General features: G+C 41.6%; 15 protein-coding genes. 1 reads left to right on the top strand and 14 read right to left on the bottom strand.

Features of this window, described 5'->3' with window-relative positions:
- Positions 1 to 14 precede the first annotated feature (14 nt).
- Entirely contained in the window at positions 15 to 1,742 is a 1,728-nt protein-coding gene (asnB, locus tag DW096_RS03095) for an asparagine synthase B (protein ID WP_120028668.1), read from the top strand.
- 68 nt (positions 1,743 to 1,810) lie between these two features.
- On the opposite strand, the gene DW096_RS19260 is transcribed toward asnB, so the two are convergent.
- From DW096_RS19260 to DW096_RS19365, 14 genes are all read right to left on the bottom strand, one after another.
- Positions 1,811 to 1,903: a smalltalk protein gene (locus DW096_RS19260; protein ID WP_005837261.1), complete on the bottom strand. Its 93-nt coding sequence runs from the start codon at positions 1,901 to 1,903 to the stop codon at positions 1,811 to 1,813.
- Between the two features lie 40 nt (positions 1,904 to 1,943).
- Positions 1,944 to 2,447 (bottom strand): HU family DNA-binding protein, encoded by a 504-nt coding sequence (locus tag DW096_RS03100; RefSeq protein ID WP_005827604.1) that lies wholly within the window; start codon positions 2,445 to 2,447, stop codon positions 1,944 to 1,946.
- A 209-nt stretch (positions 2,448 to 2,656) separates the two neighbouring features.
- On the bottom strand, positions 2,657 to 4,000 hold the full coding sequence (locus DW096_RS03105; protein WP_117881000.1) for a nucleotide sugar dehydrogenase: 1,344 nt from the start codon (positions 3,998 to 4,000) through the stop codon (positions 2,657 to 2,659).
- 35 nt (positions 4,001 to 4,035) lie between these two features.
- Entirely contained in the window at positions 4,036 to 5,082 is a 1,047-nt protein-coding gene (locus DW096_RS03110) for an NAD-dependent epimerase/dehydratase family protein (protein ID WP_008664416.1), read from the bottom strand.
- Between the two features lie 40 nt (positions 5,083 to 5,122).
- Entirely contained in the window at positions 5,123 to 6,373 is a 1,251-nt protein-coding gene (locus DW096_RS03115) for a DegT/DnrJ/EryC1/StrS aminotransferase family protein (protein ID WP_120028669.1), read from the bottom strand.
- Between the two features lie 16 nt (positions 6,374 to 6,389).
- Positions 6,390 to 6,980 carry an acetyltransferase gene (locus tag DW096_RS03120; RefSeq protein WP_120028670.1) on the bottom strand — a complete coding sequence of 197 codons (591 nt, stop codon included), beginning with the start codon at positions 6,978 to 6,980 and terminating at the stop codon, positions 6,390 to 6,392.
- A gap of 9 nt (positions 6,981 to 6,989) precedes the next feature.
- On the bottom strand, positions 6,990 to 7,598 hold the full coding sequence (locus tag DW096_RS03125) for a sugar transferase (protein WP_117589590.1): 609 nt from the start codon (positions 7,596 to 7,598) through the stop codon (positions 6,990 to 6,992).
- Between the two features lie 12 nt (positions 7,599 to 7,610).
- The gene (locus DW096_RS03130) at positions 7,611 to 8,702 is read right to left on the bottom strand and encodes a glycosyltransferase family 4 protein (protein ID WP_120028671.1); all 1,092 of its coding nucleotides are present in this window, start codon (positions 8,700 to 8,702) and stop codon (positions 7,611 to 7,613) included.
- A gap of 247 nt (positions 8,703 to 8,949) precedes the next feature.
- Positions 8,950 to 10,092: a CDP-glycerol glycerophosphotransferase family protein gene (locus DW096_RS19520; protein WP_158589291.1), complete on the bottom strand. Its 1,143-nt coding sequence runs from the start codon at positions 10,090 to 10,092 to the stop codon at positions 8,950 to 8,952.
- A 342-nt stretch (positions 10,093 to 10,434) separates the two neighbouring features.
- Positions 10,435 to 11,622 carry a hypothetical protein gene (locus tag DW096_RS03140; protein WP_005829450.1) on the bottom strand — a complete coding sequence of 396 codons (1,188 nt, stop codon included), beginning with the start codon at positions 11,620 to 11,622 and terminating at the stop codon, positions 10,435 to 10,437.
- Between the two features lie 522 nt (positions 11,623 to 12,144).
- On the bottom strand, positions 12,145 to 12,624 hold the full coding sequence (locus DW096_RS19525) for an acyltransferase family protein (protein ID WP_229068124.1): 480 nt from the start codon (positions 12,622 to 12,624) through the stop codon (positions 12,145 to 12,147).
- An 8-nt stretch (positions 12,625 to 12,632) separates the two neighbouring features.
- Entirely contained in the window at positions 12,633 to 13,373 is a 741-nt protein-coding gene (locus DW096_RS03150; RefSeq protein WP_005836616.1) for a DUF6564 domain-containing protein, read from the bottom strand.
- The gene (locus DW096_RS03155; RefSeq protein WP_005829455.1) at positions 13,370 to 14,365 is read right to left on the bottom strand and encodes an NAD(P)-dependent oxidoreductase; all 996 of its coding nucleotides are present in this window, start codon (positions 14,363 to 14,365) and stop codon (positions 13,370 to 13,372) included. The genes DW096_RS03150 and DW096_RS03155 overlap by 4 nt, the downstream gene beginning before the upstream one ends.
- Positions 14,366 to 15,094 (bottom strand): metallophosphoesterase, encoded by a 729-nt coding sequence (locus tag DW096_RS19365; RefSeq protein WP_005829457.1) that lies wholly within the window; start codon positions 15,092 to 15,094, stop codon positions 14,366 to 14,368. It lies immediately after the preceding gene.

Raw genomic sequence — 15,094 nt, forward strand, 5'->3', positions numbered from 1 at the left:
AATTTTTAATTCTCATGTGTGGAATAGCAGGAATCTTCAACATACAGTCTCAAACTCCTGAATTGAGAAACAAAGCGCTACGGATGGCGCAGAAAATCCGTCATCGCGGACCGGACTGGAGTGGTATCTACGTAGGCGGCTCCGCCATCCTCGCCCACGAACGCCTCTCCATTGTCGACCCGGAATCCGGCGGACAACCCTTATATTCACCCGACCGCAAACAGGTGCTTGCCGTCAATGGCGAGATTTACAACCATCGCGACATCCGTGCCCGCTATGCCGGAAAATACGCCTTCCAGACAGGTTCCGACTGCGAAGTCATCCTTGCCCTTTACAAAGACAAAGGCATCCGCTTCCTCGAAGAGCTGAACGGCATCTTCGCCTTCGCCCTCTATGATGAAGAAACGGACGATTACCTCATCGCCCGCGACCCCATCGGCGTAATCCCCCTTTATATAGGACGCGACAAAGACGGACACATCTACTTCGGCAGTGAGCTGAAAGCCCTTGAGGGTTTCTGCGATGAGTACGAGCCTTTCCTTCCCGGCCACTACTACCGTGGGAGCGAGGGCAAGATGCACCGCTGGTACACCCGCGACTGGATGGACTATGCCGCTGTGAAGGACAACTATACCCCTGCCGCCGAACGCAACGCCGCGCCGGCTTCGATAGGCCGGACAGCCTACGGCACACAAGTCACGGCTGTGCACGACGCCCTCGAAGCCGCCGTACAGCGCCAGTTGATGTCCGACGTCCCCTACGGTGTCCTGCTCAGTGGCGGACTCGATTCTTCCGTCATCTCTGCCATCGCCAAGAAATATGCCGCCAAACGCATCGAGACAGACAACAAGGCAGATGCCTGGTGGCCGCAGCTCCATTCCTTCGCCGTCGGCTTGAAGGGTGCTCCCGACTTGATTAAAGCCCGCGAAGTGGCCCGTCATATCGGTACCGTGCATCACGAGATAAACTATACCATTCAGGAAGGCCTCGATGCTGTCCGCGACGTCATCTATTTCATTGAGACTTACGACATAACCACTGTCCGCGCCTCCACCCCCATGTATCTGCTGGCACGTGTCATCAAAAGCATGGGCATCAAGATGGTACTCAGCGGCGAAGGTGCAGACGAGGTGTTCGGCGGTTACCTTTACTTCCACAAGGCGCCCACACCGCAAGCCTTTCACGAAGAAACCGTGCGCAAGCTCTCCAAACTGCATCTGTACGACTGCCTCCGTGCCAACAAAAGCCTTGCAGCCTGGGGAGTGGAAGGACGTGTCCCCTTCCTCGACAAAGAATTCCTGGATGTTGCCATGCGCATCAATCCGGCAGTCAAGATGTGCCCCGGCAAGGAGATAGAAAAGAAAGTAGTCCGCGAAGCCTTTGCCGACATGCTCCCTCAGAGCGTTGCCTGGCGGCAGAAAGAACAGTTCTCCGACGGTGTGGGCTACAGTTGGATTGATACGCTGAAAGCCGTCACTGCCGCTGCCGTCAGCGACGAACAGATGGCACATGCCGCCGAACGCTTCCCAGTACATACCCCGCAAAACAAGGAAGAGTACTATTATCGCACCATCTTCGAAGAGCATTTCCCCAGTGAAAGCGCAGCCCGGAGCGTTCCCAGCGTACCCAGTGTGGCATGCTCCACCGCCGAAGCGCTGGCATGGGACGTCTCTTTCCAAGGAAAGAACGACCCCAGCGGACGAGCAGTAGCGGGGGTACACGAAGAAGCATACAAGGATTAAAAAAAGAGCTGCCGACAGATTTCCTGCCAGCAGCTCTTCTCATTTTTTATTTATCAAATCCTATCGGACTAAAACATCATTGTCTGTCCGCCAATCACACCTGCCACAGCACTCGCTACGGCAATAATAAGTTTCAAAATCACATTCCACGTTTTCTTCATAAAGATTATCCATTATCTGATTAATAATTCATAGCTACCGTTATCCCAGTGGATTCTCACCTTGGTCTCCATCCGAATCCGAGCCTCCTCCTTCCGAACCGGAGCCGCCATCTGTAGAAGTCTTCCCCTTAAGATAATCATCCAAACTCACCAAATCCAGCCTTTCTCCAGCGCGGGTAGCAGCCTTCGATATCTTCAGTTCCCTATTCGCCTGAAAACAGATACGGACGCTCTCCACACTCTTGGCTGTCACGTCATCAGCCTTTTCCTCACCTTTCGATTTGGCTGCCAGTATAAAGACACCCAGCCCGGCTATATTAACCGTCTTTCCTTCCAGCAACTGCTCTTTCAGCTTTTCCACAAAGTTCTGCATCGTACTCTTGATGTCACCGATAGACAGAGAAGAGCGGTCCTGCATCTTCTGTGCAATAAACGCCAAATCCACGCTTTGCCCCAATGTCACCAACTGCGGATAATACTTCTTGGGAGAGTTTTCAACCCTGGGGTCCGACGGTCTCTCCACCGTCCTAAAAATTACACTCATACTTTTTTCTTTAGAGATTTAAATTCGTTTTCCTATTCACACGTTTCGTTGATCAACGATGCAAAGGTGAGGATTAAAAACTATGTAGCCAAAGAAAAAAGGTGCTTGGGAGTAGTTTTTCTGAGAAAAGTGATAAAGTGTTAATTATAAGATAATTGATGCTGAACAAAGAATCTCTTCATGAAACAGATATAAATAAGATACCTTATTTAATCACGTTTAAAAATATCCCTCGTATAGACTTTGTCAGCCACATCATCCAAACATGCGTCATAGCGGTTGGCAATAATGGCCTGCGAGATACGTTTAAACTCCTCCAAGTCATTCACAATAAGCGAACCGAAGAAAGTACTGCCATCTTCCAATGTAGGTTCATAAATCACCAGCTTGGCACCTTTAGCCTTGATACGTTTCATCACCCCTTGAATGGAACTCTGGCGAAAATTATCCGAGTTTGACTTCATGGTCAACCGGAATACACCAATGGTCACCTCCTTTTCTTTCTCCGCATCATATACACTGTTACTTCCGTATGCACCGGCAATGTGCAGCACCCTATCGGCTATAAAGTCCTTACGCGTACGGTTACTCTCCACAATTGCCGACATCATATTCTGAGGCACATCGTTATAGTTGGCAAGCAACTGTTTGGTATCCTTGGGAAGACAATACCCACCATAACCGAAAGAGGGATTATTATAATGTGTACCGATACGGGGATCCAGACCTACACCATTGATTATGGCTTGCGCATCCAACCCCTTCATCTCGGCATATGTATCCAGTTCATTAAAATACGACACACGCAGTGCCAGATAAGTGTTGGCAAAGAGCTTCACTGCCTCTGCCTCTTTCATGCCCATGAAGAGCGTGTCGATGTTCTCTTTCAATGCACCCTCATGCAGCAGCCGGGCAAATATACGTGCAAGTTCTTCTGCTTCAGGATTTCCGATGGCACGAACTGCCGCATTCTCTTCCGCTGACACCCGGCCTTCCAAATCAATCATCTTCGGATAGCCAACGATAATACGCGAAGGATACAAGTTATCATAAAGTGCTTTGCTCTCCCTTAGAAATTCCGGAGAGAAAAGCAGGTTAAATTTCTTTCCTTTCAATTCCGGCTTATACTGGAACATTGGGGCATACTTCACGTAAAGCGAACGGCAATACCCTACGGGAATGGTTGATTTAATCACCATCGCGGCATCCGGATTCACCTCAAGGACAAGATCTATCACATCTTCTATATGGTGCGTATCGAAAAAGTTTTTCTGAGGATCATAATTGGTAGGTGCCGCTATTACCACAAAGTCGGCCTCTTTGTAGGCAGACCTGCCATCCAGCGTGGCGGTCAGATGGAGTTCCTTTTCCGAAAGGTACTTCTCGATATATTCATCTTGAATAGGCGACTTCTTATTATTAATCAGTTCCACTTTTTCAGGTACCACATCCACGGCAGTCACTTTATGATGTTGTGCCAGCAGTGTCGCAATAGACAGTCCTACATATCCGGTACCGGCTACAGCAATCCGCAGTTTCTCAAAATCTTTCATGTCAGTTCAATTGGATTATATAAATCAATGATGGATTATTTCATATAAAAGTCCTTATACCATTCAGCAAAATTTCTGAGGCCTTCCCGAAGCGAAGTATTCGGTTTGAAACCGAAATCCCGTCCCAAAGCAGTAGTATCCGCATAAGTCACAGGCACATCACCCGGTTGCATCGGTACTAATTCCTTATGTGCCTCGAAGTCATAGTCGGCAGGCAATACACCTGCCCTTATCAGTTCCTCCTGCAATATTTGGACAAAATCCAGTAAGTTCTCAGGATGATTATTGCCTATATTATAAACTTTATAAGGCGGTATAGGCAGACCATCTTCACCCATCCTACGTTCAGGAGCTTTTGCCATCACACGCATCACGCCTTCTACGATGTCATCCACATACGTAAAGTCGCGCTTACAGTTCCCATAATTAAATATCTTGATTTTCTCACCTTTCAGCAACTTATCGGTAAAACCAAAGTAAGCCATATCCGGACGACCTGCAGGACCATATACCGTAAAGAAACGGAGACCTGTGGACGGAATGTCATAAAGTTTAGAGTAAGCATGTGCCATCAGTTCATTACTTTTTTTTGTAGCAGCATAGAGGCTCACGGGATTATCCACCTTGTCATCGGTAGAATAAGGCACCTTTTTGTTCGAGCCATACACGCTCGACGAAGAAGCATAGACCAAGTGTTTCACCCCCTCCCTGCCCTCATCATACGAATGGCGGCAGGCTTCCAATATATTATAAAAGCCAATCAGATTGCTTTCGATATAGGCACCCGGATTCGTGATGCTATAACGCACCCCCGCCTGTGCTGCCAAATTCACAACAATTTGCGGCTGATACTCATCAAACAGCTTGTCGACAAGTGCTTTGTCGGCTATGTTTCCTTTGACAAAGACAAATCTGTTTCCAAACTTCGTCAATTGCTCCAACCGCCATTGCTTGATGTTCACATCATAATAGGTATTCAAATTGTCCAAACCCACTACAAGGGTATCGAGCTGTTCCTCCAGCAGGCGCATACAGAGATTGCTGCCGATAAAACCGGCAGCTCCAGTTACTAATACGTTCATGGTTATGATTGATGGATTAATGCGCTTTGCGCAACTACACTTAGAGAATGGCTTCCTTTATCTTTTCAACGATGTATTTCACATCTTCATCTGTCACCCACGGACCTGCTGGCAAACAAAAACCTACCTTAAAGATTTCCTCCTCCACTCCGTTGGTGTAAACCACAGCATCCGCATATACAGGCTGCTTGTGCATGGGCTTCCACACCGGACGGGTTTCAATCCGGTTTGCCGCCATAAACACACGCAATGCCTCCACGTTGTCATTGGGCTGACAGTCTGTCGTGGCACTCTCCACAGCTTTTATCACACCGGCAGCACCGCCTACGGCTGTTTTTATCACCTCTTTATAGGCATTCTCCTGACCTTGTACCCTCACATTGGCATCCAGCGTAGCCGTACAGAGCCAGTAATTAGAGTCATAACGCGAATCGGCAGGTTGCCGATGGATATGCACGCCCCTCACCTCTTTCAACAGTTCCTCATAAAGAGCCTGCACATGCTTGTGATGGTCGATATGTTCCTGTACCACCGTCATCTGTCCGCGACCGATACCTGCACAAATATTACTCATACGATAGTTGTAGCCAATGGCCGTATGCTGATAGTAAGGATAAGCATCACGCGCCTGCGTGGCATACCACATGACGGTATTCTTGTCCTCCACGTTCTGACAAACCAAGGCGCCACCACCCGAAGTCGTAATCATCTTGTTCCCGTTGAAACTCAACACACCGAACTTACCGAAAGTACCCAATATCCGTCCGTCAAACTTAGAGCCAAAGCCCTCGGCAGCATCCTCCACTACCGGAATATCGTAACGGTCGGCAATTTCCATAATCCGTTTGCAATCGTAAGGCATACCGTAGAGAGCCACCGGAACAATCGCCTTTGGCTTCTTTCCTATCTTGGCGATACGGTCTTTTATCGCCTCCTCCAGCAGCACAGGGTCCATATTCCAAGTTTCCGGCTCAGAACCCACAAACACAGGCTTGGCACCCAGATAAGTGATAGGATGCGAAGAGGCACAGAAAGTAAAGCTCTGCACCAGCACTTCATCTCCCGGACCGACACCGCAAGCTATCAATGCCAAATGTACTGCTGCCGTACCCGCACTCAGTGCCACCACTTCATGTGTGCCGCCCGTAAACTGTTTCAAATCCTCCTCAAAAGCATTTACATTAGGTCCCAAAGGTACTACCCAATTGGTATCAAATGCCTCCTTCACATATTTCTGTTCCAATCCGGCTTTGCTCATGTGGGCGAGGCAGAGATAAATTTGCTTGTCCATAAGATATATATATGATTTACAAAACTATATTCTTGATTACTTTACATCGGTTTCCTACCGCTAAAACCCCATCCGGAATATCCTTTGTGACAACTGAACCAGCACCTACAATACTCCATTTCCCAATCTTTACTCCAGGAATGACTACACTACCGGCACCAATCCATGCCCCCTCACCCACTTGTACATTACCGCAAAGTGTACAATGAGGAGAAATATGTACATAATTCCCAAGCCTACATTCATGATCTACCGAAGCACCTGTATTAATGATGCAATGACTCCCAATACGACAATCTGACTGAACGATAGCTCCCTGCATTACAACAGTACCTTCTTTTATCACAGCCTTTTCCGAAATAATTGCCGAAGGATGAAAACCCCGGCCATATTCCACTTGTAGCTTTTCTGCTATCTTTCTACGAACACCATTATTCCCGATACTGATTATCAACGGACCACAGACTTCCGACGAACGTAATACGGGATAGTCAAAAAGAGTATGGATTTTTTCATTATCATCAAACAATGCTTCAATCGGTTCATTATTCGCACGCAATATATCAATGATCACTTTGGCATGACCACTGGCACCATATAAATACATTTTCCAATATTAATTATTTCCAGTAAAAGCCTCCATCGTAACCGAAGTTTCCGAACTAATACCTTCGCGTACAAAGACCTTCTTTATTGTCATAAAAATGATTTTCAAATCAAGTAAAAAAGAGCAATGATCCACGTACCACACATCTAGTTCAAACTTCCGTGTCCAACTGATGGCATTGCGACCGTTCACTTGTGCCCAGCCCGTAATCCCCGGACGGACTTCATGACGACGCGCCTGTTCCTTGCTGTATAACGGCAGATATTGGGGAAGCAAAGGACGAGGGCCTATCAGGGCCATATCCCCTTTCAATACATTTATCAGTTGGGGAAGTTCATCTATCGAAGTGGAACGTACAAAGCGTCCTACTTTAGTCAAACGCTGAGCATCCGGAAGCAGATTTCCATCCACATCCCGCTCATCCGTCATAGTCTTAAACTTGATTACTTTGAATATCTTTCCGTTCTTTCCCGGACGTTCCTGCATGAAAAATACGCCTGCACCTTTGTTGGCAAAGTACAACCAAAGTGTAATGATAAGTAAAGGAGCAAACAATACGCCTAAAGCGATAAAGATTACACAAAAGTCTGTAACTCGTTTAAAAAGTTTTTTGTACATAAGCTATTACAACTAGCTACCAATACTATCTATAGCTTCTAAATAAGCCTTTACTATAATATTTCTATCAAATTGTTTTTCAACTTTTTTTCTTGCTGCTATGCCCATGTTTTTCTTCTCTTCAAAAGACAAATCAAGAAACTTACGGACTTTACCTATAAGATCTTCGGAATTCTGTTGTTCAACAATAAACCCATTAACTCCATCATCTACAATTTCTTTGCAACCACTACGATTGGTCGTGATGACAGGTCTTCCACTCGCACAACTTTCCAAAAGAACATTCGACATACCTTCAGGATAATAAGTAGGATGAACGATACAATGCACGTTTGCAATAAAAGGACGGACATCAGAAGTCATCCCATGATAAATTATTGTCTTATTATTATTCAACTTTTTCAATTTCTCCTGATATGCATCCTCACAATAACCCAAAATATGAAATTCCGTATTAGGATACTCTTCACGAATAGCAATCGCAGTATCAAGGTATTGTTCTATCCCTTTCTGTTTCATTATACGACTAATAAAAATAAATTTCACCGTGTCATCATTTGGATAATCCATCAATTGAAAACGGATTAAATTTACACCCGATCCTGGGATTATAGAACCACAATCAGGAGTCAGATTGTGCATTTCACAAAATCTTTTATTTTCCTCATTTTGGAAAAAGATTCTTCTTGATTTTCTCAAACCAATCTTATAAAGCAAAAATACAATCTTCTGAATTCTTGATGTTTTTTCAACAGCAGTTCCAAGTCCAGTAATATTCACAATTTGAGGTATACCATATAATCTGCAAACCATCCCTCCATAAACATTGGGCTTGATTGTATAGGACAAAACCACATCTGGTTTTTCTTTCCTTATAAGATTTACATAATGGCATATCAACATAAAATCTTTTACAGGATTAGTACTTCTACGGTCTATTTCAGTCGTCACACATTTTGCTCCTATAGCTTCCAACTCATTCATTCTTTTATCAAAAGGCGCAGAAATAGTTATGAAATGCCCCTGTTCAATAATAGCTTTTACTACTTCAAAGCGAAAACTAATCACCCCTGCCACATTATTAGCTAACAATAATATCCTCATCTTAATCCCTATATTTTACAATTCTCGCAATATTTCCTTATAATTACAAGCAACCTATATAGCGTACCCGCTATTTATTAAGCAGTCACGCCTATATGAGTCTTAGAAAAAATCAGCAAAACTTTCTTACGATGCATACTCTTTTTCTTCCTTACAAGAAGACATATAGTAACATGAAAACATAACAATGATGTCCTCAATATACAGGAAGACAAGAAGATCCAATCTATTATAAAAAGTTTATTTATTATTGAATGTTGTTATAAATCAAATCAAGAGCCTTGCTGGTTGCATTTCCATATTCTGTTTCATACTTATTCTTGAACGGAATAACATACTCCTCGACTACCTTTTTAAAATCTGCCTCCTTAATCACCTTAGTCAGTTCACCTTGATCTTCCTTATACAAAAGTTCCTTACGAATGTCAAAATACAGACCTCTGATGGCATTATACTTATCATAATCGTATGGCCACAAGAAGATTGGTTTATCCATAATGCAGTAGTCGAAAATAATGCCCGAATAATCAGAAACAAGAAGGTCAGAAGCAATCATAATGTCTTCTACGACCTCATAATTTGTTACATCAATAAAGAAATCATTGTTCTGTTTTGTATCCGAACTGATGACTGGATGAGCTCTATATAACAAAACATAATCATCGCCCAGATTCTGTTTCCAAAGGTTTACATCCACATCAAATACCTCTTTAAAGTTAGCCTCTTCTCTAAATGTTGGTGCATACAAAATAGCCTTCTTTCCTTCTGGAATTCCAATTCTCTTGCGCAATTCACTTCTGTAGTCTTCCGTATAATGCACCAAAATATCATTCTTAGGCATACCGATTACGTGCATCTTGCCTATTGGTATTCCGAACATGCCAGCATACACATACTTCTCAATATCAGAAGATGCAAAACAGCAATCCCACTTGAATGTTGATAAAGTCCTGAAATTAGCAGAATCAATAGCATCTTTACCATCCAACTTACATAATACTCCATGAGTTGTGTGCATATAGTAAGTATTGATGCCTTTAAAATTGAGTGCTCGTTCCACAATTACGTTCGTCACCCAAACTCTAGCCCTCAAGGCTATATTGAAATACTTAAGGCTGTTGACGTTAACCGTATTTGGAATGAATGGATATTTCTCGGGATTCTTAAAAGCCCAATATATGATATAGTCCTTGAAACGTTCATCCTTCAACATGGCCTCATAAATCACTCGCGTACTATCGGAATAATGACGTCCACCATAACATACAAAAAGCATGAGTTTACCGTCTGGCTTCAAGAACAACTTGTACAAATTTACCAAACCTGACATTACGTAATAGTAGACGTAATAAAGTAATTTACTTCTTTTTATCTTTGTTGTGATATCCATATTTATTACATTTTTCATTTGACAATCGGAGATATAGAACTGTAATTATTTTATTACGCGTATCCTTATACCACTTATGAAAAATATTATAGGAACTTTATGCTTCATACAAAAGGACTGGAGGAACTTGACATGAGGTAAAGCCTTGGTCTGGTACTGAAAATAAAAACTTGCTAAATCTTCGCTGCTATACATATCTTGCTAATTTTAATTTACAACGAAGGCTAACATTTCATTTTGAACTTTTTAAAGTGCTTACATAGCTGTGTATATCATAAAACTATAAGTTAAAGATTATACAGAAAATTAACAACAATCTATTATCTGCCATTAGTTTACAAATTATTGCACAAAAATAAGCACTTGAGGTTTAATTATCTGATTGATAATTAAATCTGCTACATTTTCAATATCCACAAACTTTACCGACTTAGGCAAATCAACATTAAACGACTTCTTTACCTTAGCTACAAGTTCATCAGTATAGACGAGAGTAGCGTCAGTTATATTCTCTACTCCATCACAATAAATTGACTCACGGTTAGCTTTACGCATCTGGTCTATAGTCCATACAGACTCATCAAACTTGGCAGTAGCAGTTACTCCATCAATAATTATAGGATAACCACCAATTTCACCATTTACCCCAGGAGTATGTATTTTGACTTGTTTTTCCTCTCGAAGAGCAGTAAGCACAGAGAATATGATATCAAAATTACTGGAAGCATTCATCATATTGCGCTTCTGATCTACAGGCATTGCTATAGAACAGGATTTAAGAAGTTCTTCCTTATTAAAATCCATATCCTTGCCTTGAAACTTTATATCAAGCAAGATGTCCTGACCTTCTGCATGACCTTCCTTAGAAATGACAACATCATGAAAATGTGATACCGCAATAGTTACATCAATGTCATTAAAATTCTTTATACCATATTTCTCTGCAATATAGAATTTTATACGAGGCACAAGATGATTCAAATTACCACTACCAAAGTCAAAATAAGCCTTACCCGCAGACTTTAGCCAAGGAATAACAGCATCGGAATATGAAGTATTGATTGAGATTGCCTCACAGTTGGCCTTATCGTATGCCTCCATTATATTCTTTGCATATCGAATAGAAAGCGGAGTCCAAATGCCGTATGCACGAAGATTACTCCATGAGATGCTACCATACTTCAAACCAGAGTAAACTCGACTACTATTTACTATGAAGTCAGGCTTTTCTGCTTCAAGTACAGCTGCAATGCTGTTCACATCGTTAAGGTCGCAGTTATCAACCACCTTAATCTCGCTACGGCACTGGTGACGAATGGTTGAAGCAGTACGAATAATATTTATATCCATCTGCATCTTTTCTGCATTACGTCCTACCACAACAAGACGAAGTTGTGAATCACCTAGTGATACAAGATAATCCAACAAGTAGCATCCAACGCTACCCAAACCAATAATCATAATAGTTATTGGCTGACTATTTTCAACCTTCCCTTTGAGAAGGGAAAGTTTTCTGTTCAGTATTTCCATTTTAATAAAGTAGAAAACGGGTTTGTAATAAATTTAGAATCAACAAATCGTAATAGAACTGTTGTAAGGACTAATATGCAAACACAGAGAAACAAGGCCTGGTAAAAATTAACTTGCAAATAGGTTGATAATATGTGTGCAAACATGCCTTGTATTACATAATATGCTAAAGTCTTTGATCCATAAGCACATATCGACTTGGGGAGGTTCACAAACATTAAAACAGCGAATGTAGTAATAATTGATCCAATATAAACCAATACTTTCAAAACAAGAAGCATTCCTATATTTTGATTGTACAAATTTGACATGTGCCACACATTGGCATTATTAAACTCTAATACATGTAGTATACGGCCACTATAGATGAGACAAAAAGCAAAATATACTAAAGAGGCTATAGCCAAAACAAGCTTTATGCATTTTGAAACATCAGGAATAATAGGTAGACCTTTTACTCTTCTCAAGAAACCCATCATAAAGAATGGTAGAAACATACACGACCGTTGGAACGATAACAGGTTACCAAATTGTTTCAACGGAAGCATGTATGCAAATACTGCCAACAAGCAACTGAATATCAACAACTTCCCCCCCCTCATCTCCATCATATCGTACAACAATTTTGCCAACTAGCTTATTGGTAATCAACAAAAAAACTATAATATACCAAGTTATTAGGCTGATTAAATACCAGCCTGAGTTCTCCGGATTTAGTAAAGGGATGATACTTCCATAATAAAAACATTGAGGAATCATCACAACCAAAAATGTTTCCAAAAGCATAAAACCTTTACTAATCAGTTTTTCTTTATCCTTAACATTTGCATAATAACCACTGATAAAGACGAATAATGGCATATGAAAAATGTAGATTATAGAATAGAGCTTATTGGCAATAGGATTGCTTAAAGCAGGTTCTATTACATGACCGAATGTAACCAATACAATGAGCAACCACTTTATTCCATCTATTCTGTAATCTCTTTCTAATATAGCCATATTCATTTTTACATCAATTTTCTTACAATATCATAATCTGCAACAGTATTGCAGTTGAACCAGTCAGTGAAAGTCACTACATCATACTCTTCACTATTCATATCACTAAAGTAAGCCTGAATTATTTCAAGATTAGTACCTTGAAGTTGTTCTTTTGTAAGCGAATCAACAGTCTTCAAAAGCCTCTCAGATGAAGAAAATTTCCACATCTGACCACTGTTGAAGATTGCCTTGAATGGCTCTGATACAGTCAATGTCTGATGATTCGTATCATATAAATACCTTGGTTTGCCATCAACGTTAATGTATAACGCAACTGCCTTATTCGAGTAGATTGGTTCTCGGTTAATGGTAATCACACTCTTTGGCGAATTATACACTTGCCTGAAATCTGTAGCCATAAAGAACAAGTCGCCTTCTACGAAAGTCACATCACCTGCCTCCTTTATTGCCTCTATACCTTTGTATAAACTGTAGCCGGAGCCATAGTCTTTGAAATGCTCGTTGTAAACAAGTTCTATTTTTTTGCCATAACCAGAGAGTTCGTTCTTTACAAATCTTCCCAACTTCTCATAAAGGTAGCCCCCCACAAGGATATATTTATCGTACTCACCACAATTCTTCAGCAATTGAGCAAGAAGAGCGTATTGAGGTTCATCGGTATAATACAAGCATTTGAGGGTTTCTTCCTTAGTGTCGCGATTAAAACGCGTAGCCGTTCCAGCAACAGTTATAATCAAATATTTCATTTCTTGATACTATTTACACACATCGTGAGGCCTTCATCGAGAGTGATGATAGGTTTCCAGCTAGTACGGGTACGAATCTTGTCCGTATTGAGCAATCGACGCTCAGGATCAGACTTTCGGTAACCTTCGAAACGGATATCCACATCGTTGATGCCCATTTTTATTGCAATCGTCTTGACTAGATCAATAATGGCAATTTCCTCTTCAGTAGCCACATTATAAACAGTACCATCAAGAGCATCCTCAGAAGCGATGAGCTCCATAACGGCACGACAGCTATCAATATTATGAAGGAAGGTACGTTTGTTCACCTTCGAGTTTTCAAGAAGGGTTACGGTATGGCTTTCAAGCAGATTATCAATGATATGAGGGATAATGTGCTCTGCAAAACGCTCGTGCCTGCTATATACATTAGCAAAGCGAATAGAACAACCTTTAATTCGTCCCTTGCCAACAGCATCTTTCATAAAGAATTCAGTCATCAACTTGCCGCAAGCATAACTTGTACGTTGGCTATGTTCCGCTGTTGACATTGCCAAATAATCAGATTCTTTCACACCGCCATTCTCATTCCAAGACTGCATTGAGTAAACCTCCGAAGTTGAACAATTAATGTAAGTATCAGCCCTCATAGAAATGGCACGCTCCAAGAAATCCTTCATAGCAAGGACGTTAGTCTGAAAAGTACTCTCTACCTCATAGAAATGCTTTGTATGGACAACAGCAGCACAATTGATAAACACCAGACGACCATCGCACTCAATTTTGAGTTCTTTCGCCTTATCGCATACTTCATCCATCTGAGCGACTTTGTTAATGTCGTAATTATAGAAGATGAACGAGGGATTGTCAATAATGTCTTTAACGGTATCAATAGAACTTGCAAAGAAGTTGTCGAAACCGATTACCGTATGACCCTGAGAAACAAACTGACGAGACAGTTCACTACCCGTCATGCCAGTAACACCACTTATTACATATAAGTTCTTCATTTATATTCCAAATTTTAATCGTTCGCTGTAAAAAGTATCTATCTCTTTGGGGAAAAGAGATTGTTCAGCTTCAATATCGTAAGGAACTGCATTGAAATGGGTTTCCCCCGTTTTAAAATTGATATACACATATTGTGCATATGGATTCTGATTGCGAGGTTGTCCAACTGAACCTGGGTTGATAAAAGTCGTACGTTTCTGATTGCGCATGATTGGATTGTCAACTTTGAAGAATACATCTATCTTAAAAGGTTGATGAATGTGACCGCTCAATACGTAGTCAAAATCCTGATACTTTTCATCTTCCACTTTTGCTGGAGTCAGTTTTCCCCAATAGGGATCATCAATAGTTCCATGTAAAAGAAGTACTTTCTTACCACCAATTTCCAACTCTTGCATTGGCTCTTGCATCACATTGCTTATATAATCAATAGATGTCTGAGTGAGATGGTTTCTTGTGTATTTGGACATCACACGAGCTCTTTCTGAAGAGAAACATGAGAGTTCCCCATCAATCAAAGCCTTCTCGTGATTGCCCTTCAAATTGGCAAGTAATGGAATATTAACAGTTTGTATACGTTCAATAATTTCATTTGAACGCATACCATAGTCGATAAAGTCACCTAGACTAATCATGGCATCTGGCTGATAGTGTTTCTCAATATCAGCTAGAACCGCCTCAAAAGCAGAAAGATTGGCGTGTATATCAGCAAACAGAATTACTTTCAT

The organism is Bacteroides sp. AM07-18 (assembly GCF_003602695.1).
Lineage (GTDB): Bacteria > Bacteroidota > Bacteroidia > Bacteroidales > Bacteroidaceae > Bacteroides > Bacteroides uniformis.

Bases quoted from the DNA above. Each gene is read 5' to 3' on its own strand.
- asnB (WP_120028668.1), top strand. From the start codon at position 15: ATGTGTGGAATAGCAGGAATCTTCAACATACAGTCTCAAACTCCTGAA.
- DW096_RS19260 (WP_005837261.1), bottom strand. From the start codon at position 1,903: ATGAAGAAAACGTGGAATGTGATTTTGAAACTTATTATTGCCGTAGCG.
- DW096_RS03100 (WP_005827604.1), bottom strand. From the start codon at position 2,447: ATGAGTGTAATTTTTAGGACGGTGGAGAGACCGTCGGACCCCAGGGTT.
- DW096_RS03105 (WP_117881000.1), bottom strand. From the start codon at position 4,000: ATGAAAGATTTTGAGAAACTGCGGATTGCTGTAGCCGGTACCGGATAT.
- DW096_RS03110 (WP_008664416.1), bottom strand. From the start codon at position 5,082: ATGAACGTATTAGTAACTGGAGCTGCCGGTTTTATCGGCAGCAATCTC.
- DW096_RS03115 (WP_120028669.1), bottom strand. From the start codon at position 6,373: ATGGACAAGCAAATTTATCTCTGCCTCGCCCACATGAGCAAAGCCGGA.
- DW096_RS03120 (WP_120028670.1), bottom strand. From the start codon at position 6,980: ATGTATTTATATGGTGCCAGTGGTCATGCCAAAGTGATCATTGATATA.
- DW096_RS03125 (WP_117589590.1), bottom strand. From the start codon at position 7,598: ATGTACAAAAAACTTTTTAAACGAGTTACAGACTTTTGTGTAATCTTT.
- DW096_RS03130 (WP_120028671.1), bottom strand. From the start codon at position 8,702: ATGAGGATATTATTGTTAGCTAATAATGTGGCAGGGGTGATTAGTTTT.
- DW096_RS19520 (WP_158589291.1), bottom strand. From the start codon at position 10,092: ATGGATATCACAACAAAGATAAAAAGAAGTAAATTACTTTATTACGTC.
- DW096_RS03140 (WP_005829450.1), bottom strand. From the start codon at position 11,622: ATGGAAATACTGAACAGAAAACTTTCCCTTCTCAAAGGGAAGGTTGAA.
- DW096_RS19525 (WP_229068124.1), bottom strand. From the start codon at position 12,624: ATGGCTATATTAGAAAGAGATTACAGAATAGATGGAATAAAGTGGTTG.
- DW096_RS03150 (WP_005836616.1), bottom strand. From the start codon at position 13,373: ATGAAATATTTGATTATAACTGTTGCTGGAACGGCTACGCGTTTTAAT.
- DW096_RS03155 (WP_005829455.1), bottom strand. From the start codon at position 14,365: ATGAAGAACTTATATGTAATAAGTGGTGTTACTGGCATGACGGGTAGT.
- DW096_RS19365 (WP_005829457.1), bottom strand. From the start codon at position 15,094: ATGAAAGTAATTCTGTTTGCTGATATACACGCCAATCTTTCTGCTTTT.